The sequence below is a fragment of the Bacillus sp. TSO22 genome, from assembly GCF_020223595.1.
GTDB lineage: Bacteria > Bacillota > Bacilli > Bacillales > Bacillaceae > Bacillus > Bacillus inaquosorum.
The window spans coordinates 143099-163252 of record NZ_JAHAWO010000009.1 but is presented as its reverse complement, the minus strand read 5'-3'; the positions used below and the strand labels follow the sequence as shown (position 1 = coordinate 163252).

Annotated in this window: 18 protein-coding genes; 11 read left to right on the top strand and 7 right to left on the bottom strand. The window is 43.3% G+C overall.

Annotation, left to right across the window (positions count from 1 at the left end; all coding sequences use genetic code 11):
• Window positions 1–9 precede the first annotated feature (9 nt).
• The gene (locus KHQ79_RS09605) at window positions 10–7629 is read left to right on the top strand and encodes a beta-ketoacyl synthase N-terminal-like domain-containing protein (protein WP_225514973.1); all 7620 of its coding nucleotides are present in this window, start codon (window positions 10–12) and stop codon (window positions 7627–7629) included.
• Window positions 7630–7671: 42 nt separating this feature from the next.
• Here the strand turns inward: KHQ79_RS09605 and KHQ79_RS09600 are convergent, their stop codons facing one another.
• The 4 genes from KHQ79_RS09600 to aprX form a co-directional block, all read right to left on the bottom strand.
• Window positions 7672–8889 (bottom strand): cytochrome P450 family protein, encoded by a 1218-nt coding sequence (locus KHQ79_RS09600; RefSeq protein ID WP_225514971.1) that lies wholly within the window; start codon window positions 8887–8889, stop codon window positions 7672–7674.
• 233 nt (window positions 8890–9122) lie between these two features.
• On the bottom strand, window positions 9123–9479 hold the full coding sequence (gene ymzB / locus KHQ79_RS09595) for a protein YmzB (protein ID WP_019258463.1): 357 nt from the start codon (window positions 9477–9479) through the stop codon (window positions 9123–9125).
• A 78-nt stretch (window positions 9480–9557) separates the two neighbouring features.
• A complete protein-coding gene (locus tag KHQ79_RS09590) occupies window positions 9558–10382 on the bottom strand; it encodes an MBL fold metallo-hydrolase (protein ID WP_225514969.1) in 825 nt (274 codons plus the stop codon).
• A gap of 111 nt (window positions 10383–10493) precedes the next feature.
• Window positions 10494–11822 (bottom strand): serine protease AprX, encoded by a 1329-nt coding sequence (aprX, locus tag KHQ79_RS09585; protein ID WP_225514967.1) that lies wholly within the window; start codon window positions 11820–11822, stop codon window positions 10494–10496.
• A 224-nt stretch (window positions 11823–12046) separates the two neighbouring features.
• Here aprX and KHQ79_RS09580 point away from each other — a divergent pair, with 224 nt between their 5' ends.
• The 3 genes from KHQ79_RS09580 to KHQ79_RS09570 all read left to right on the top strand — a co-directional run bounded on the left by KHQ79_RS09580 (window position 12047) and on the right by KHQ79_RS09570 (window position 13800).
• Window positions 12047–12280 (top strand): hypothetical protein, encoded by a 234-nt coding sequence (locus KHQ79_RS09580; protein ID WP_003238371.1) that lies wholly within the window; start codon window positions 12047–12049, stop codon window positions 12278–12280.
• Between the two features lie 285 nt (window positions 12281–12565).
• Window positions 12566–13273, top strand: a complete 708-nt coding sequence (locus tag KHQ79_RS09575) for a poly-gamma-glutamate hydrolase family protein (protein ID WP_003238370.1) — start codon at window positions 12566–12568, stop codon at window positions 13271–13273.
• A gap of 74 nt (window positions 13274–13347) precedes the next feature.
• Window positions 13348–13800 (top strand): OsmC family protein, encoded by a 453-nt coding sequence (locus tag KHQ79_RS09570; protein WP_019258467.1) that lies wholly within the window; start codon window positions 13348–13350, stop codon window positions 13798–13800.
• A gap of 12 nt (window positions 13801–13812) precedes the next feature.
• On the opposite strand, the gene ebrB is transcribed toward KHQ79_RS09570, so the two are convergent.
• From ebrB to KHQ79_RS09555, 3 genes are all read right to left on the bottom strand, one after another.
• Window positions 13813–14166, bottom strand: a complete 354-nt coding sequence (gene ebrB, locus KHQ79_RS09565; protein WP_019258468.1) for a multidrug efflux SMR transporter subunit EbrB — start codon at window positions 14164–14166, stop codon at window positions 13813–13815.
• Window positions 14167–14178: 12 nt separating this feature from the next.
• Window positions 14179–14496 (bottom strand): multidrug efflux SMR transporter subunit EbrA, encoded by a 318-nt coding sequence (ebrA, locus tag KHQ79_RS09560; RefSeq protein WP_032732040.1) that lies wholly within the window; start codon window positions 14494–14496, stop codon window positions 14179–14181.
• Between the two features lie 141 nt (window positions 14497–14637).
• A complete protein-coding gene (locus KHQ79_RS09555) occupies window positions 14638–14871 on the bottom strand; it encodes a hypothetical protein (RefSeq protein WP_003238366.1) in 234 nt (77 codons plus the stop codon).
• 89 nt (window positions 14872–14960) lie between these two features.
• Here KHQ79_RS09555 and KHQ79_RS09550 point away from each other — a divergent pair, with 89 nt between their 5' ends.
• From KHQ79_RS09550 to nrdE, 7 genes are all read left to right on the top strand, one after another.
• Complete coding sequence (locus tag KHQ79_RS09550) at window positions 14961–15374, top strand: YmaF family protein (protein ID WP_080010801.1); 414 nt, start codon at window positions 14961–14963, stop codon at window positions 15372–15374.
• A gap of 99 nt (window positions 15375–15473) precedes the next feature.
• Window positions 15474–16418: a tRNA (adenosine(37)-N6)-dimethylallyltransferase MiaA gene (gene miaA / locus KHQ79_RS09545; RefSeq protein WP_019258470.1), complete on the top strand. Its 945-nt coding sequence runs from the start codon at window positions 15474–15476 to the stop codon at window positions 16416–16418.
• Between the two features lie 39 nt (window positions 16419–16457).
• A complete protein-coding gene (hfq, locus tag KHQ79_RS09540; protein WP_003221097.1) occupies window positions 16458–16679 on the top strand; it encodes an RNA chaperone Hfq in 222 nt (73 codons plus the stop codon).
• Window positions 16680–16863: 184 nt separating this feature from the next.
• Window positions 16864–17136: a YmzC family protein gene (locus tag KHQ79_RS09535; RefSeq protein WP_225514965.1), complete on the top strand. Its 273-nt coding sequence runs from the start codon at window positions 16864–16866 to the stop codon at window positions 17134–17136.
• 81 nt (window positions 17137–17217) lie between these two features.
• Window positions 17218–17448 carry a hypothetical protein gene (locus tag KHQ79_RS09530; protein ID WP_003238362.1) on the top strand — a complete coding sequence of 77 codons (231 nt, stop codon included), beginning with the start codon at window positions 17218–17220 and terminating at the stop codon, window positions 17446–17448.
• Between the two features lie 243 nt (window positions 17449–17691).
• Window positions 17692–18084 carry a class Ib ribonucleoside-diphosphate reductase assembly flavoprotein NrdI gene (gene nrdI / locus KHQ79_RS09525; protein ID WP_003221104.1) on the top strand — a complete coding sequence of 131 codons (393 nt, stop codon included), beginning with the start codon at window positions 17692–17694 and terminating at the stop codon, window positions 18082–18084.
• Window positions 18044–20146 carry a class 1b ribonucleoside-diphosphate reductase subunit alpha gene (gene nrdE / locus KHQ79_RS09520; protein ID WP_225514963.1) on the top strand — a complete coding sequence of 701 codons (2103 nt, stop codon included), beginning with the start codon at window positions 18044–18046 and terminating at the stop codon, window positions 20144–20146. The genes nrdI and nrdE overlap by 41 nt, the downstream gene beginning before the upstream one ends.
• Window positions 20147–20154 lie beyond the last annotated feature (8 nt).

The following is a 20154-nucleotide window of genomic DNA, read 5'->3' as shown; positions in this document are numbered from 1 at the left end:
GAAGCGCCAATGCTGAACACAGAAGACATTCTCTGTAAAATGCTTTTCGCACAATTACAGTCCATAGGGTTTTTCACAGAAAGTAAATCCCAGCCGGTATTGGAGAATTTCTATGGCAGATGGTTTGAAGAAAGCCAATCGATTTTAGAACGGCATCAATTTCTCAAGCGAACGGAGAACGGACATGTTCCAACACGCTCAATAGGCACCATGAGTGAGCTGTGGAAAGAATGGAATGAACAAAAATCTGACCTGCTTCAAGACAATAATATGAAAGCCATGGTGACATTGGTGGAGACAGCACTGAAAGCCTTGCCGGATATTCTGACCGGCAAGGCGTCTGCCACCGATATCCTGTTTCCGAATTCATCTATGGATTTAGTAGAAGGGGTCTATAAAAACAACCAAGTTGCTGACTATTTTAATGATGTGCTGGCGGACACGTTAGCGGCCTACCTGCAAGAACGTCTGAAGCAAGAGCCTGAGGCGAAGATTCGAATATTAGAAATCGGAGCCGGAACCGGCGGTACAAGCGCGGCTGTTTTTCAAAAATTGAAAGCATGGCAGACACATATAAAAGAATATTGCTATACAGATCTGTCTAAAGCATTTTTAATACATGCAGAAAATAAGTACGGTCCGGACAATCCGTATTTGACATATAAACGATTTAATGTGGAGGAGCCGGCATCTGAACAGCATATTGATCCGGGGAGCTATGACGTGGTCATTGCAGCGAATGTGCTGCATGCGACGAAAAATATCCGGCAGACATTGCGAAATGCAAAAGCAGCTTTGAAAAAGAACGGGCTGCTCCTATTAAATGAAATAAGTGATCATAATATATATTCGCATTTGACGTTCGGCCTTTTAGAGGGCTGGTGGCTGTATGAGGATCCTGACCTCCGTATACCGGGATGCCCGGGTCTGTATCCGGACACTTGGAAGATGGTGCTTGAGAGTGAGGGATATCGCTATGTATCCTTTATGGCTGAACAATCACATCAGCTCGGCCAGCAGATCATTGCTGCTGAAAGTAACGGAGTCGTCCGTCAAAAGAAGAAAACTGAGACAGAAGAAGATACAGGCCATTTACAAATAGATGCTGAAAAAGATCATTCACAAGAAAATGCTTCTCTCATTGAACAAACGGCACAATTTGTGAAGCATACGCTGGCAAAATCAATAAAACTATCACCAGAGCGTATTCACGAAGATACGACATTCGAAAAGTATGGAATCGATTCGATTTTGCAGGTCAATTTCATTCGTGAATTAGAAAAAGTGACGGGGGATCTTCCAAAAACCATTTTATTTGAACATAACAACACGAAAGAACTCGTCGATTATTTAGTTAAGGAACACGAAAGCAAACTCCGGACAACATTGTTAAAAGAAACGAAACAGCCTGCAAAAAATGAAGCGCCTCTTCAAACAGAGCGTACAGCTCCTAATAAGCCGTTTACTTTTAACACGCGCCGCTTTGCCGAAGAGCAGCAGGTCAAAGAAACTCAACAAGCATCAAATAACGAGTTGAAAAAGGAAAAGACAAGCCATTTCCAAGTGGTGCAGACGAATGATCCTAGTATAGAAGATATCGCAATTATCGGGGTCAGCGGACGCTATCCGATGTCTGATAGCTTAGAAGAGCTATGGGCGCATTTAATCGCTGGAGACAATTGTATTACAGAGGCTCCGGAATCCAGATGGCGCACATCGTTATTGAAAACATTATCAAAAGATTCAATACAGCCGGCAGATCAGAAGCGTTATGGCGGTTTTTTACAAGACATAGAATCGTTTGACCATCAGCTTTTTGAGGTGGAGCAAAGCCGAGTAATGGAAATGACGCCGGAACTCCGCTTATTTTTAGAAACCGTCTGGGAAACATTTGAGGATGGCGGCTATACCCGAACCAGGCTGGATGAACTGCGGGATGGAGACACCGGAGTGGGCGTTTTTATTGGGAATATGTATAACCAGTATTTTTGGAATATACCATCATTAGAGCAGGCAGTCCTCAGCTCAAATGGGGGAGACTGGCATATCGCAAACCGCGTTTCCCATTTTTTCAACCTGACCGGGCCGAGTATTGCTGTGAGCTCAGCATGCTCCAGTTCATTAAACGCCATTCATCTTGCCTGTGAAAGCCTGAAATTGAAAAGCTGCTCTATGGCAATTGCAGGAGGGGTCAATTTAACACTCGATCTCTCAAAGTATGATTCTTTGGAGCGAGCCAATTTGCTGGAAAGCGGAAACCAAAGCAAAAGTTTTGGCACAGGAACCGGGCTTATTCCCGGGGAAGGTGTTGGAGCTGTCCTGTTAAAACCGCTTTCGAAGGCAATTGAGGATCAGGATCATATTTATGCTGTGATCAAAAGCAGCTTTGCCAACCATAGCGGCGGAAGACAGATGTATACAGCTCCAGACCCGAAGCAGCAAGCAAAATTAATTGCCAAGTCGATTCAGCAGTCGGGCATTGATCCGGAGACTATCGGCTATATTGAATCAGCGGCAAATGGTTCAGCGCTGGGTGATCCCATTGAAGTGATTGCCCTGACAAATGCGTTTCAGCAATACACAAATAAGAAACAGTTTTGTGCGATTGGCTCTGTCAAATCCAACCTGGGGCATTTGGAGGCGGCTTCCGGCATCTCTCAGCTGACAAAAGTGCTGCTGCAGATGAAGAAGGGCACGCTGGTGCCGACAATCAACGCAACACCTGTCAATCCAAATATTCAACTGGAAAACACGGCTTTTTATCTTCAGGAACAAACGGAGCCATGGCATCGCTTGAATGATCCTGAAACCGGAAAGCAATTGCCTCGCAGAAGCATGATCAATTCCTTCGGAGCGGGGGGGGCCTATGCCAATCTCATTATAGAAGAATATATGGAGAGGGCCCCTGAGAAACACATCGCTTCCCGCCAGCAGGAATTTACAGCCGTTTTTTCAGCAAAAACAAAATGGAGCCTGCTCAGCTATCTTGAACACATGCAATTGTTTTTAGAGAAGGAAGATGCTCTGGATATTGAACCAATTGTACAGGCTTTACACAGGAGAAACCACGATTTAGAGCATAGGGCTGCATTTACAGTAACATCGACTCAGGAACTGATTGAAAAACTAAAGGTGTTCCAAACATCAAAAGAAAGTTCACTCCAGCAAGGTATTTATACATCATTCGATTTACAGCCATGCGCGGAATCAGCCCATAAGGAAAGAAAAACAAGTGCAGCAGAGCAATGGGCAGCAGGGGCATCCATTGATTTTAAAGAAGCTGCTCAAGGGAACCGATCCGACTGGGTTCATCTGCCTCACTATGCATTTGATCATCATACAGCATTTCATTTCGATGTTCCTGCAGGTGATGGAAAAACATCGGCTGTCGAAAGCAATATCAATCATCCGGTCAAAGATCAATTCACATATGATGAGCCTTATGTGCAAGGCCACGTCTTCAACAATGAACTGGTGCTTGTCGGTGCAACATACAGCAGTCTGGCCATTGATGCATTTTTTAATTTGTTTCCTGAGGAAAACAGCGGCCGTATCAGCAAATTAAGCTATATCAATCCAATTGTCATCAAACAAGGCGAGACCATTGAACTGCAGGCAAAGCCGTTTCAAAAGGATCATGTCATAGAATTACAAATTATGTATCGCGAGATGGCCTCTGATATATGGAAGCCCGCCGCAATCGGACAATGCGGAAGAAGTTCTTTTGATCCAAAAAAAGTCAATATCGAGAGCTTAAAGCATTCATTAACCGAGCTTCATCACATCGATCAGATGTATAAAACCGGAAACGGGCCTGAGTGGGGTGAGCTATTTAAGACGATTACTCATCTTTACAGAGACAATAAGTCGATACTGGCAAAAATTCGCCTGCCTCAAAGCGGTCTGGCAAACGGGCATCATTACACTGTAAGCCCATTGATGACAAACAGCGCCTACTTGGCTATCCTCAGCTTCTTAGAGCAATTCGACATTGAGGGCAGTTTCCTGCCATTTGGAATCAATGATATTCAATTTACAAACCATACGATACAAGAGGATTGCTGGCTTCTGATTACATTGGTTAAGAATACAGGTGACATGCTGCTGTTCGATGTAGATCTGATCAATGAATCGTCAGAAACGATGCTGCACTATTCGGGGTACTCGTTAAAACAACTGCGTGTTTCAAATCAATTCAGCAATGAAAATCAGAACCGCGGTTTAAAAGATCGTATCAGAAGCTATGTAACAGATAAACTGGCAGTAAACATGGCCGACCCGTCAAAACTGTCTCTTTCAAAAGCTCATATTATGGATTTAGGGATCGATTCTTCTCAATTGGTTGCATTAACAAGGGAGATGGAATCAGAGACAAAGCTCGAATTAAATCCGACGTTGTTTTTTGAATATCCGACTGTTCAAGAGCTGACCGATTTTTTTGCGGACAAACATGAAGCATCATTTGTGCGGCTTTTTGGCGAAACTAATCAGCAGCAGGAACGCCCAGCTCAAATCGAAAACAAAATGAAACAGATTCCGGCTTATGAGATGAAGACGGATAAATCAACCGAACTTATGGCCGACGGTATGGCGATTATTGGCATGTCGGGACAGTTTCCGAAAGCAAACAGTGTAACGGAATTTTGGGATAATATCATTCACGGAAGGAACTGTATCTCTGAAGTGCCAAAAGAACGCTGGGACTGGCGTAAATTTGCATCAGCTGATAAAGAGGGACCATCAAGTCTTCAATGGGGCGGATTTATTGAAGGAATAGGTGAGTTTGATCCGCTGTTTTTTGGCATTTCACCTAAAGAAGCGGCATATATGGATCCGCAGGAGTTTCTGCTCTTGATACATGCATGGAAGGCGATGGAAGACGCAGGCTTAACAGGACAGGCCTTATCCGGCCGTCCGACAGGAGTGTTCGTCGCAGCCGGCAATACGGATACAGCTGTGATTCCTTCCTTAATTCCAAACCGTATCTCCTATGCACTGGATGTAAAAGGGCCAAGCGAATATTACGAAGCTGCCTGCTCATCAGCTCTTGTGGCTTTGCACAGAGCCATACAATCCATTCGAAACGGCGAATGTGAGCAAGCCATTGTCGGGGCTGTGAATTTGCTGCTTTCACCAAAAGGCTTCATTGGCTTCGACTCAATGGGATATTTGAGTGTGGAAGGACAGGCCAAATCCTTTCAAGCAGATGCGAATGGCTTTGTCAGAAGTGAAGGAGCAGGGGTTCTCATCATTAAACCTTTGCAAAAAGCCATAGATGATTCTGATCATATTTATTCGGTTATTAAAGGTACAGGTGTATCGCATGGCGGCAGGGGAATGTCACTTCACGCGCCAAATCCGGTTGGTATGAAGGATGCAATGTTTAAGGCTTATCAAGGAGCGCAAATCGATCCCAAAACGGTAACATATTTAGAAGCGCATGGGATCGCTTCTCCATTGGCAGATGCGATAGAAATGGGTGCGTTAACTTCAGGATTAAGCCAGCTTGAATTGGAACTTCCACAAGAAGTACAGGAGGAAGCGCCATGTTATATCAGCAGCTTAAAGCCAAGCATCGGACATGGTGAACTGGTCTCCGGCATGGCTGCTCTCATGAAAGTCAGCATGGCGATGAAGCATCAAACAATACCAGGCATATCCGGATTCTCTTCTTTGAATGATCAGGTGTCAATGAAGGGCACCCGTTTCCGAATGACTGCAGAGAACCAGCAGTGGGAGGATATAAAGGACGGCGCTGGCAGTAAAATCCCGCGCAGAGCGAGTATCAACAGCTATAGCTTTGGAGGCGTAAATGCGCACGTCATTTTAGAAGAATATATTCCTTCACCAACAGCACCGGCTAATATGAATGAGAATGAAGCATACATGATCGTCCTTTCTGCAAAGAGCCAGGACAGGCTAAAAGCCGTTGTTCAACAGCAGTTAGATTATGTGAACAAACAACAAGAACTGTCATTCCAACATTATGCTTATACACTTCAAACCGGGCGAGAGGAGATGGGTGAACGGCTGGCGCTGGTCGTCCGCAGTAAAAAAGAACTCGTAATCGGCTTGCGAGACTGGTTAACAGCTGCGGAAAAAGGCGAAAAGCCGAAAAGATCTGTACCCGTGTTTAGCGGAAATGCAGAAGAGTGTTCATCAGATATCGAAACCTTGCTTGATGGTCCATTAAGAGAAATGGTGATAGAGACTCTGTTGTCTGAAAACAACCTTGAAAAGATTGCATTTTGCTGGACAAAAGGGGTGCAAATCCCGTGGGAGCAGCTTTATCAAGGAAAAGGTGCACGAAGAATACCGTTGCCGACCTATCCATTTGAAAAGAGAAACTGCTGGAATAGCTTTCAAGCAGTAGAGAATACGCTCTCTGTATCACACGATGAGCATATCAACAGCAGCGATCATCACATGTTAGCTGATGTATTAGGGATGGCTCCAGAAGAACTGCATCCTCATAAGCCATTGCAGCATTACGGATTTGATTCGATTTCTTGCATACAGTTATTACAGCAATTGCAATCAGAAGTTGATCCTTTCATCACCTTGCCGGAGCTGCAAGCATGCCAAACCGTGCAGGATATGACGGATTTGATCGCAAAGAAACAGGAGGATTCATCCATACAAAACGAGCACACTCCTACATTTCCGGAATTGATACCGTTAAATGACGGCAAGCGGGGGCGCCCTGTATTTTGGTTTCATGGAGGAGTAGGAGGCGTTGAAATCTATCAGCAATTTGCACAAAAAAGCCAGCGACCTTTTTATGGCATTCAAGCAAGGGGATTTATGACTCAACATGCTCCTTTGCACGGAATTGAAAAAATGGCTTCCTATTATATAGAGATCATTCGAGCCATACAGCCGGAAGGCCCTTATGATGTAGGCGGATATTCCTTAGGCGGAATGATTGCATATGAAGTCACACGCCAGCTCCAAAGCCAAGGCCTTGCTGTCAAAAGCATGGTGATGATTGACTCTCCATACAGTTCTGACACGAAAGAGCATGAGGCTTCTATGAAAACGTCAATGCTGCAAACAATCAATACAATGCTGGCATCGATTGCGAAGCCGGATAAGCTTACTGACGTTCTCATCAGCCGTGAAGAGGTAGACACAAGCAGAGAGGATGAAGAATTCCTGTCTGAGCTGATCGATTTGGCAAAGAAACGGGGATTAAACAAACCGGAGAAGCAAATACGTGCGCAGACTCAGCAAATGATGAAAACACAGCGTGCCTATGATTTTGAAGCGTACACTGTACAGCCTCTGCCTGATCCTGAGGCGGTAAAATGTTATTACTTCCGCAACAAAAGCAGGTCTTTCTTTGGTGATTTAGACATTTATTTCACTTTCTCAAATGAAAAAACACCGTTCGATCAAGCTGCCTACTGGGAGGAATGGGAGCGTCAAATTCCCCAGTTCAACCTGATAGATGTCGATTCAAGCAACCACTTCATGATATTAACGGAACCGAAAGCGTCCAGAGCCATGTTAGAATTTTGCGAAAAGCTCTATTCAAACAAGGGAGTAGTGAACGCGAATTTCCTTAAGGCTTTCCGGAAAAAACATGAAGCAAGAGAAGAAAAGGAAGATGAATTGGTGAAGCGCTGAGAAACACAAAAGCCCCCTTTTGAAGGGGGCTTTTTGAATATGTTATTTTGAAAGTGAGACAAGGAGACTTTCTAACCCTCTTAAAAAGACATTTTTTCTCCATTGGATTTCATCAGGCGCTGCCGCGAGCTCAATATCCGGAAATCTCTTTAGAAGTGCGTTGAATGCAACGTGGCCTTCCAGCCTGGCAAGCGGCGCTCCTAAGCAGAAATGAATGCCAAAGCCGAAAGAAATATGTCTGTTCGGCGACCGATTGATATTTAAAATTTCAGGGTTCTCAAAAAAGTTTGGATCGCGATTGGCAGATCCAATGCCGATAAAGATCATGTCTCCTTTTTTGATTAAATGCCCCTTGTATGTAAAGTCCTCGATGGCCCACCGATTTGCCATCATCACGACAGGCGAGGTGTAGCGCAGCAATTCTTCAACCGCAGTAGCAATCATTTCAGGATGCTGCTTCAGCTTCTCACATTCCTCTTTGTGCTGAAGCAATGCAAGGGTGCCTGATCCGAGTAAGTTAACGGTCGTTTCAAGACCCGCTACGACCAGCAAGAACAGCATCGAATAAAGTTCTTTTTCGCTTAACTTGCTGCCGTTTTCTTCAGCATGCACAAGTTTACTGATTAAATCGTCTTTTGGCTGTATCCTTCTGTCATGGATTAGTTTGGCGATATAGTCTTTGAATTCACGAAGGGCTTGATTTGTCAGCTCTCTATTGCCTTCAGAGGTATCAACCATCGCATTGGTCCAGATTTGAAACTGTGCCCGATCCTCTTTAGGAATGCCCATTAATTCAGATATAACAATAAAAGGCAAAGGGGATGCGAAGGATTTCATGATATCCGTTTTGTTTTCTTTTTCCATTTCATCTAAAAGCTGTTCAGAAATTTGTTCGATGCTGCCACGCAGATTTTCAATGGTGCGTGGAGTAAATGCTTGATGAACAAGTGATTTCAAGCGGGTATGGTCAGGTGTGTCTTTTGCCAGCATATGATCGGATACGAAATCGATATCCTCGCTGACGTTGAGCATTTTGATTTGTTCTTGGCTCATCACGTTTTTAACATCTCTTGTAATTCGATTATCTTTTAGAAAGGCCATACAATCATCGTAACGGGTGATTAACCAAGCCGGATATGTGCCGCCGAACCGTTTTAATTCAAATCGGTGAATGGGATCTTCCTCTCTAAATCGGCCCAAAACTGAAAAAGGATCGTGATGAAATTCTTTTCCGTGCGGATGAAACATCAATTTTTCCATGTGCATTCTCCTCGCCTAATAGGGTAAATAGATGATTTCATTCTGTTAAACAAGTTGTAGTAAAAAACGGAATTGTTTGAAACTTAATCCTGTCTCTAAAACTATATATCTATTTTAGGCGGCATTCAATAGGGTGAAGAACGAAAACAATGAAAAAGTGGTTCCATGTAAAGCAGCGCCTTTGAATGAAAGCTCAAAGGCGCTAAGCTGTATGATTTTGATGAAAGTGACTGTCAGCTGTGCTGAACATCAATTGTGTATACTGCACGATCTGTTACAACCTTCAATCCTTCGTTTTCTTGGTGAATATGAATATCACCTAATAAAGGAATCTCATAGGCATTTTGCGGAAGCGGTACGTCCCCATCCTCAGTATAAGTTGTTCCTTCGCCTTCTAAAACAAGTTCTTCTTTTGCAACATAGTCATCAGGATGATTCGTGCTTCTTATACCCACTTTTTGAAGGTGGAGAACAATCTGATCCAAATCTGAAACCTCTTCATCATGGGTCAATTCGCCTTTTCTAATATCAAGCGTCTGGCCGACTTTGGATTCCAGCCATTGAGATAGCTGTGTATTCGTGTATGCCATCAATATTCCTCCTTTTGATCTACACGATACTATTCCCAATTGCTGCATCTTTTACACGCATAAGAACCGCCTCACCCCTTATGTATGAAACAATTCGCTGTTCAGAGCCTTGATATAACGTACGGCAGAACGCTGGACGGCTTCGCCGGCATTTTCTCTGACAACTTTAGAAAAAGCGTTGTAAAGCCGGTTGAATTGAAGCGGTTTCATTTTGGCTGCTATTTCTTCAACTTTGGAGGCGGGAAGGGGAATGAGATTTGGATAGCTGTACATAAAGCTGACCCAGTTCCGATCCGCCGCAACCGTAATGATATCCCCGGTCAATAGACAGCCTTTCCCTTCATTGCCTTTGCTCCAATGGAGAACAGCACCGCCTTTAAAATGTCCGCCCAGGCGGTAGAGGTCCAGTCCCGGCTTCATCTTGAGAGTTTCACCTGACCAGAAATGAATGTGATTGCTCGGCCTTGCCACCCATTCTTTGTCATCCTCATGGATATAGATCGGGGCCTGAAACGCTTCAGCCCACTCAACCTGAGCAGAGTAATAATGCGGATGAGACAAAGCGATGGCTTGGATACCGCCTAATTCGTTAATTTGGTTAATTGTCTTTTGGTCAAGATATGAAATGCAATCCCACAGCACGTTAAAGCCATTATGCTGGATAAGAAATGCTGTCTGTCCGATCGCAAACTCTGGTTCAGTTTTGATGCTATAAAGTTGTTCTTCTTCCTTTTTTAGGATGTTTTGAAGATTTCCTTTTTCACGCATGTCTTCAAGGGTTGTCCAAGATTGTCCATCAGGATGAATATACTGCCTTTCTTCATCGCAAATCAGACATGAGTTAGGCGGATTTACAGTCTGCGCATGTTGTACACCGCATGTGTTGCAGATATAATATGGCATTTTACCCACTTCCTTCATCCATTTTCTATTATTTTATCCCATTATTATGAAAATTCAAAACATAAAACCGGCAACTCTGCTGAGAGAGATTTGCCGGCTTTATGATGCTGTCTATTGGCCGGGAACGGAATTTTCTGCGTTTACAGCGCCCGCTCCGTAAACATTCGGATCTTCATCTTCCCATTTGTCTGTGCCATTTTTTAACAGCTCTTTCACTTCATCAGGTGTAAGGTCAGGATTTTGCTGAAGGATTAAAGCTGCAATTCCTGCACAGATGGGCGTTGCCATCGATGTTCCTGACATTGAAAAATACTGAGATCCTACACGGCTTGACTTTTGAAGCTTATCGATATAAGAATTCGGAGAGCGAAGGGAAATAATATTAACACCGGGCGCTAATATATCAGGCTTTTCTTTCCCGTATACTGTCGGCCCGCGGCTTGAGAAGGAAGCGACTGTATCATCATCGCTGCTTGTGGTATTGTTATCGTCAAGCGCACCTACTGTAATCACCTTCTCGCTCACGCCCGGACTTGCAATCGTTTGTGGATCAGGCCCTGAGTTTCCGGCAGCGACACAGACGACAATCCCCGCGTTCCACGCTTCTTCAACCGCTCTGACTAACGGGTCTTCCAGTTCATTATCATATCGAAGCGCATCGCCCCCGAGCGACATACTGATAATATCAATCGGTTCATTCGGGTTGTCCTCATTGTATTGAATACACCACTCTACACCTTCAATAATATCCGCTAACGTTCCTGAACCTTGCTTGTTTAACACCTTCACACCGATTAGGTTGGCTTCCGGTGCAGGTCCGCGGTATTGGCCGGAAGAGGACGCGCCGCTGCTTGCAACATCACCTGCACAGTGTGTGCCGTGACCATTATCATCATAAGGCTCGGTTTTTTGATTGACCATGTCCGCGAATCCGACAATCCTGCCTTCTAAATCAGGGTGCGGGTAGATTCCTGTATCGACAACAGCGACGGTAACGCCTTTTCCTGTCAGGGTTTGCCCGTTTCTAACGACTTCCTTCGCGTGGCTTGCTTCAGTTGCCGTGTCTAGAAGCGCTTTGACTTCTCGGTTTAAATACACTTTGCGGATATCGCCGCATTCAGAAAGAAGAGAATGTAACGCTGAAGGGGTAACCTCCGCGCTGCAGCAATTGATTTTGTTGAAGCGGCTTTTTAGCTTGCTGCGTTTTTCTTTTTGCAGCACCTGTCCAGCCGTTTGGAAGCCTGTCTCGTGACAGCCTTCCTCAAATTCAATAATGACTGACATTTTTTTTCTGTTTTTCAATTTGGTTTCGAAAAATTGATGCAAGAAGCAAGGAGTCCATTTGAAGGGCTTGTAAAGCTGCAAGACGCTTTCCCGTAACGGCCAATCTAGCTTATGAGCATTTGCTCTCACCATTTGTACCATAGAGTACCCAAACATGTATTTTCCTCCTATTATAAGGTTCTCTGTATACTCTATGAACAGATGATAGGTTTGGTAAGTTTGTTTGTCCTTTATAAGAGGCAGACATGAGTTGGTTTTTATGAACCTTTCGAATCAGATACGAAAGATTCATAAGTCGTGGCAATCATTGGACATTGAAGAAGAACGTTTGTTCGTATTATAATGTTGTCATATTAAATAGGCAGGAAGGGTGCAGCTGGATGAATTTCTTCTTACATCGGTCTTTGGAAAGCCAAATGCCAATCAGCATTATATATATGAAGAAAGACGGAACGATAAGCAAAAGAACGATTATTGTAAGACAGAAAAGCAAAACGCAAATCAAAGCTTTTTGTTTTTCGAAACAACAGATCAGAACGTTTTTGTTAGACTCTATTCTCTCCTGTGACTTTGTGAGAACAAATAAGCAAAATTTCTATTTTGCAGGACGATAACAGGCTGTCCGTTTCTGTATACCGGCCAGCCCGTTAATTGGAAAAACCCTCCTTAAACCTCTATACATTTAATTACCAAGTGAGGTTGTTCCTACCTTTTTTGCCTTTCCTCTCAATCTTTTTTCACTCATATTTGAAATGAACCGCTATTAACTGTGACAATCAATTGATTTTTTGAAACCGGGAACTTTTTCACTGATGATATAGTGTATACAATGGTAAGATAAAACCTATTGGCTAAACCTCATATAATGAACCGTGCCATTCTTATGAAAGGAGTTAAACATGAGAAGATTTATACTAAATGTCATATTAGTCTTAGCCATTGTCTTATTCCTAAGATATGTTCATTACTCATTAGAACCTGAACCATCTGATCAGCCAGATACATATTCAAATTTCAGCAGCTTGGCAGAGAATGAGAGCCCAGCCGATTATGATATTTCTTATAATGAAAAAAAGGGAAGCAAAGTCTTAATTATGTCTCCGCACGGCGGAAGAATTGAAGGCGGAGTAAGCGAGCTTGTGCGGTATTTCAATAATGAATACTCTACATACCTATTTGAAGGGCTGAAGTCACACGATAACCAAACGCTGCACATTACAAGCACCAACTTTGATGAGCCATTGGCTGCAAAGAAAATCAAGGAGCACCAATATGTTGTGGCTTTTCACGGATATAAAGGGGAGAACAAGAATACACTTGTTGGAGGCACAGACCGAAAGCGGGCGAAAATGATCGTAAGAGCCCTTGAGAGAAGAGGATTTTCAGCTGAGCTAGCGTCGTCTAAAAGCGGTCTCGCTGGATTGAGTGCCGAAAACATTAACAACCAAGGGGAAACAGGGCTGAGTATCCAGTTGGAAATCAGCCGCGAACAGAGAGAAGCATTTTTCGATGATTTTTATTATAAAAATAGGAAATACACAAAGAACAGTGAATTTTATGCTTATGTTCGTGCGATCAAAAGTGTCCTTGAAAAAGAGTATTCGTAACAAGCAGATCTGAAGACAAAATAAGAGAAGATCAGTAGACTGAAATAGGATCATAAAAGGAGGCAAAACATACGATGGCAGATCATCATTTTTATTTAAAAGCGAACTGGCCGGGAAACCGCAATGACGTCGGTACGATCGAAAGCGGAAACCTCATCACATCTATTTCTATTCCTAAAGAAATGGATGGACCGGGAGAGGGAACCAACCCAGATGAAATGCTTCTCGGGGCGGCAGCGACCTGTTACATTATTACACTTGCTGCAATGATGGAAAGAAGCGGGCTGGAAAAAGAAGACTTGCAGATGGAGTCAGAAGGTATTGTCGACGTCACAAAAGGAGTCTTTACATACAAAAAGATCATTCACCGTCCCTCCGTCGTGCTCAAACATGATGCTTCACAAGAAGACATTGCATTGGCGCACAAGCTTTGTGAAAAGGCGGAGTCGTCATGCATGATTTCACGCGCAGTTCAAGGAAATGTCGAGCTGCAGCTTGAGGCCACTGTAAAACGGGCTGGTGAATAAAAAAACAGACGGTCACTCACAGACCGTCTGTTTTTTTTCTTTAGCAGGGGCTTTTGACTGATTTAACACGACGACGCCTGCAATGACAAGCGTGAGCCCGAACACTCCCTTTAAACTGATGGTTTCGCCAAAAAGCAAAAATCCGACAATGGCTGTAAGCGCCGTTCCAACGCCCGACCATGTCGCATACGCACTTGATAAGTCAATTGTTTTTAAAGAAAAGCTTAGAAAGGTAAAAGCAGAAAGAAACCCGGCAATGACTCCGATAATGGGCCAGGCTTGTGTAAATCCTTCTGAAAGCTTCAGCATCGTGCTCCCGAAAACCTCAGATACAATGGCAAGAGCCAAATAAAGAAATCCTTTCATGATCATCACTCCTTACTGCCAGTTAAGTAACACAACCCCTGAAATTAATAAAAGGATTCCAATTAGTCCTTTCACGTTCAGTTCTTCCTTGAACCATTTCACTCCGATCACTGCCGTCAGCACCGTGCCCACGCCGCTCCATGTCGCATATGAGAGACTCAGGGGGATATGGTTTAAGGTGAGCGACAGCATGTAAAAGGCGAGGGAATAGCCAATCACGACCAAGGCGCTTGGCTTCCATTTTTTGAAGCCGTTAGACACTTTCAGCATGGCCGCTCCTATCGATTCCGAGCATATGGCAATCGTGAGGAATATGTATCCTATTAACATTGTAAATTCTCCTCACTTCAAATATGTTTTTAGGTCATAAAAATCTCAGCTAGAAAAATATTAGTGTATGCCTAAGTATGAGTCAAGAGATTCATTTTCACTGACATAAAAAAGACCCCTTTTTTAAGAGGTCTGTTGTGTTTAATAGTAATAAGGATATGGAGGAAACGGATAATAGGGATATCCGCCATAGAAATAAGGATTAAATAAAGCGCTTCCTACAAGCCCGCCTACAAGGCCGCCGAAAAAAGGTCCCCCGTAAAATCCGAATGGACGGCCAAATCCAAACCCGTAGCCAAATCCAGGTCTTCCAAACCCAAAAGGTCTTCCAAATATTCTTGTATCTTCAGCAGTGAAATTCTCTATCTCGTTCATTTTTTCTTTCCTCCTGTAATAAATTGTAGATGATGCAGTGTATTCAGCCTACCTAGATTTGATTGGGCGTTTGATGAAAAAGAAGGGATGTGATCACATTGGGCCTGTATCCGTCTGACTGGTCAAAAGCGCCGCCTCACGCACATGCTTATCATGTCAAAACAACCAAAGAACAGGGACATTATCATCTCATTGAAGGATTTACTCAGCCGGCTAATGGATCGAATACCGATCAGCATACACACTACTTTACTGGGATTACGTCTTTTGAAAGCGGTCATTTCCACCGGTATTACGGAATCTCGGGCCCTGCGATTCCCTTAGCAGACGGCACTCATTATCACGAAATCGAAGAAACGACGTATCTGGCTTATAATGAACCGATTGAGATCCGGTACGGAGGCGTTGTGTATGATCCGAAAGATGACGGAAGAAAAACGCATCGGCATGCCCTGAAAGGAAGGACGAGAGAAATCGTCGGCAATGAGCCGCTCGGCTGGTAGCAGGATGTTTACCGGTGCAAAAAAAGGGCAAAATGGATAGGTGGTTGTACATGATGAATGCTATAATGGGGGGAGATTTATAAAAGAGAGTGATACATATTGAATAATACGAAGCAGCCCGTTGTCATTTTAGTCGGACCGACGGCAGTGGGGAAAACAAATTTAAGTATTCAGCTAGCTAAATCCTTGAACGCGGAAATTATCAGCGGAGATTCGATGCAGGTTTATAAAGGGATGGATATTGGAACAGCTAAAATCACCGAACAGGAGATGGAGGGAGTGCCCCATCATCTGATTGACATTTTAGATCCCCAAGATTCCTTCTCCACCGCCGATTATCAAGGCTTAGTGAGAAACAAAATCAGCGAGATTGCCAAAAGAGGAAAGCTTCCGATGATTGTCGGCGGTACAGGGCTTTATATACAATCTGTGCTGTACGATTATACATTTACGGAAGAGGCGAACGACCCTGCTTTTCGACAAAGCATGCAAATAGCTGCGGAGCGGGAAGGCGCTGACTTTCTTCATGCCAAACTTGCTGCGGCAGATCCTGAGGCAGCAGCTGCGATTCATCCGAATAATACAAGAAGAGTCATTCGTGCGCTGGAAATTTTACACACGTCTGGAAAAACGATGTCCCAGCATTTGAAGGAGCAAAAACGAGAACTCTTGTACAATGCTGTGTTAATTGGACTGACAATGGACAGAGACACGCTTTACGCTAGAATTAATCAGCGGGTCGATATGATGATGGAGGCAGGTCTTCTTCCGGAAGTGAAACGCCTCTACGACCGGAATGTGAGAGACTGTCAGTCGATACAGGCGATAGGCTATAAGGAGCTATATGCATATTTTGACGGTTTTGTGACACTTTCTGATGCCGTCGATCAGCTAAAGCAGAACTCAAGACGGTATGCGAAACGCCAGCTGACGTGGTTCCGCAACAAAATGCAGGTTACCTGGTTCGATATGACACCGCCCGTTGACATGGAGCTGAAAAAAAAGGAAATTTTCACACATATAGCAGGAAAACTCGAACTTTAATCGAAACTGTATGATATAGAGAATCAAGGAGGACGAAACATGAAACCGATTAATATTCAGGATCAGTTTTTGAATCAAATCCGGAAAGAAAATACGTATGTCACTGTTTTTTTGCTGAATGGCTTTCAGTTGCGTGGCCAAGTGAAAGGCTTTGATAACTTTACCGTATTGCTGGAATCGGAAGGGAAGCAGCAGCTTATATATAAACATGCGATCTCAACGTTTGCGCCGCAAAAAAACGTCCAGCTTGAACTCGAATAGATTACAAAAATACCATGTCAACGCATGGGGAGGCTGTCGGGGGAATCTCGGCAGCCATTTTTAAAATGAACCAAGTTGTTCTGTAAGCTGACCATGCCAAGGCACGGTCTTTTTTTATGAGATCAACATATGTAAGGCTATAACGAATATCATATAAAAATCTGAATCTGGGAGTGACGCGATCTTGTTTGAAAGTGAAGCAGAACTGAGACGAATCAGGATTGTGCTTGTGTGGATAGCTGTATTTTTGCTGTTCGGGGCGTGCGGGCACCAAGAAACTATCATTGAAACAGACAGCGGCAATTCAGATGATGATACGCCTCAGCCAACCTCGTTTCCGCTTGAACATAATCATTTTGGCGTTCTGGAGGACGGCTATATTAAAATTTATGAGTATAATGAGTCCCGCAATGAGGTAAAGCTGAAGAAAGAATACGCGGATGATGAGCTTGAATAAAATTCACAAGCATCCGATTTTACAAAGAGGATGCTACCCGCTAAACTAAATACAGACACAGATCAAACAGAGGGTGAAAAAATGAAGCATAAAGTGATCGTGAATCATTGGGAAGAAATTTGCGAAGATGATTCTTGCTATGAATACGGAACAAGCATCATTGTGAACGGAAAAGAATTAATCAGAGAAGCGTCAATCATCAGCGCTTTGAAGGCGGTTTTAGAAGAGATCGGTGCGGATGTTGAAATAGAAGAAACAGTAGAGAGCGAAAAATGCTGTGATAGCTTAAGAAAAAAAAATCTAGACTACTAAGCAGTTTTTTTTCATGTTATGATATACATCGGCTTAAAAACGACACCCTGAGTAGGACGAGAGATGATTCTCGTTCTGCTCTCTTTTTTGGGCCCTTATGAGTCTGCCCATTTGCCTGATTTGATCAAAATATGAATTTTTCATAAAAACAAATCTATATATTGTGTTTTTGCTAGAGGGTAGTATACTATATATAGTGTTAGTGATGAGAGATTCATATTTTTTGATAGGTCGTGATAAAACGTGGTACAAATCATATTTGATTCAAAAACAGGGAATGTTCAGCGGTTTGTGAACAAAATAGGCTTTCAGCAGATACGCAAGGTGGACGAAATTGACCACCTGGACACTCCGTTTGTTTTGGTCACCTACACGACAAACTTCGGTCAGGTACCGGCATCAACACAATCATTTCTCGAAAAATACGCCCATCTCTTATTAGGAGTCGCTGCGAGCGGCAATAAAGTATGGGGCGATAACTTTGCAAAAAGCGCCGATACCATTTCAAGACAATATCAGGTGCCGATCTTGCACAAATTTGAACTCAGCGGCACATCTAAAGACGTTGAATTGTTTACTCAGGAGGTAGAAAGAGTTGTCACAAAATCAAGTGCCAAAATGGATCCAGTTAAATAACGAAATTATGATCCAAAAAGATGGAAAATTCCAGTTTGATAAGGATAAAGAGGCTGTACATAGCTATTTTGTAGATTATATCAATCAAAACACAGTTTTCTTTCACGATTTAAAAGAGAAGCTGGATTATTTGATTGAAAACCAATACTACGAAGAGGAATTCTTAAGCCTTTATTCTTTTGAAGACATTAAAGCAGTGTTTAAGACAGCTTACGCTAAGAAGTTTCGTTTTCCTTCCTTCATGAGTGCGTTTAAATTCTATAATGACTATGCTTTGAAAACGAATGACAAGAAAAAAATCCTCGAGCGTTATGAGGACCGGATCTCAATTGTCGCGCTGTTCTTCGCAAACGGCGACACTGAGAAAGCAAAAGAATATGTGCGCCTGATGATCAATCAGGAATACCAGCCGAGCACACCGACATTTTTGAACGCCGGCAGAAAACGCCGCGGTGAACTGGTGAGCTGCTTCTTGCTCGAGGTCAATGATTCATTAAACGATATTTCAAGAGCGATCGATATTTCCATGCAGCTTTCGAAACTGGGCGGCGGGGTTTCTCTTAACCTGTCCAAGCTTCGCGCGAAAGGTGAAGCCATTAAAGATGTCGAAAATGCCACAAAAGGCGTTGTAGGCGTCATGAAGCTTCTTGATAACGCGTTCCGTTACGCTGACCAAATGGGACAAAGACAGGGATCTGGCGCGGCGTACTTAAACATTTTCCACCGCGATATCAATGATTTTCTCGATACGAAAAAGATTTCTGCTGATGAAGATGTGCGCGTCAAAACGCTTTCTATCGGTGTTGTCATTCCGGATAAGTTCGTTGAGCTTGCGCGTGAGGACAAAGCGGCTTACGTATTTTATCCGCACACGATTTATAAAGAGTACGGCCAACACATGGATGAGATGGACATGAACGAAATGTACGACAAATTTGTCGACAACCCTCGGGTGAAAAAGGAAAAAATCAACCCGCGGAAATTGCTTGAAAAACTGGCGATGCTTCGTTCTGAATCAGGCTATCCATACATCATGTTCCAAGATAACGTGAATAAAGTGCATGCGAATAACCATATTTCCAAGGTGAAATTTTCTAACCTTTGCTCTGAAGTGCTGCAAGCATCTCAGGTTTCTTCATACACAGACTATGATGAAGAAGATGAAATCGGTTTGGATATTTCCTGCAACCTGGGTTCGCTTAACATTCTCAACGTCATGGAGCACAAATCAATCGAAAAGACAGTTAAGCTTGCGACAGACTCTTTAACACACGTGTCTGAAACGACTGATATCCGCAATGCGCCTGCTGTAAGACGGGCAAACAAAGCGATGAAATCAATCGGTCTCGGCGCTATGAACCTTCACGGCTACCTTGCGCAAAACGGCATTGCGTATGAAAGTCCGGAAGCGCGTGACTTTGCAAACACGTTCTTTATGATGGTGAATTTCTACTCCATCCAGCGTTCTGCGGAAATCGCAAAAGAGAAGGGTGAAACGTTTGATCAATATGAAGGATCAACCTATGCGACAGGTGAATACTTCGACAAATACGTTTCAACTGATTTCTCACCGAAATACGAAAAAATCGCCAACCTGTTTGAAGGCATGCATATCCCGACGACAGAGGACTGGGAAAAGCTAAAAGCATTTGTGGCTGAACACGGCATGTATCACAGCTATAGATTATGCATTGCGCCGACAGGCTCTATCTCATACGTTCAATCAAGCACGGCGTCTGTCATGCCGATTATGGAACGGATTGAAGAAAGAACATACGGCAACTCAAAAACGTACTACCCAATGCCTGGGCTTGCATCTAATAACTGGTTCTTCTATAAAGAAGCCTACGATATGGACATGTTCAAGGTTGTAGATATGATCGCGACTATCCAGCAGCACATTGATCAGGGAATCAGCTTCACATTGTTCTTAAAAGACACAATGACGACTCGTGATTTAAACCGAATCGATCTGTATGCACATCACAGAGGAATTAAAACCATTTACTATGCAAGAACGAAAGATACTGGGCAAGACAGCTGCCTTTCTTGTGTTGTTTGATTAAAGGA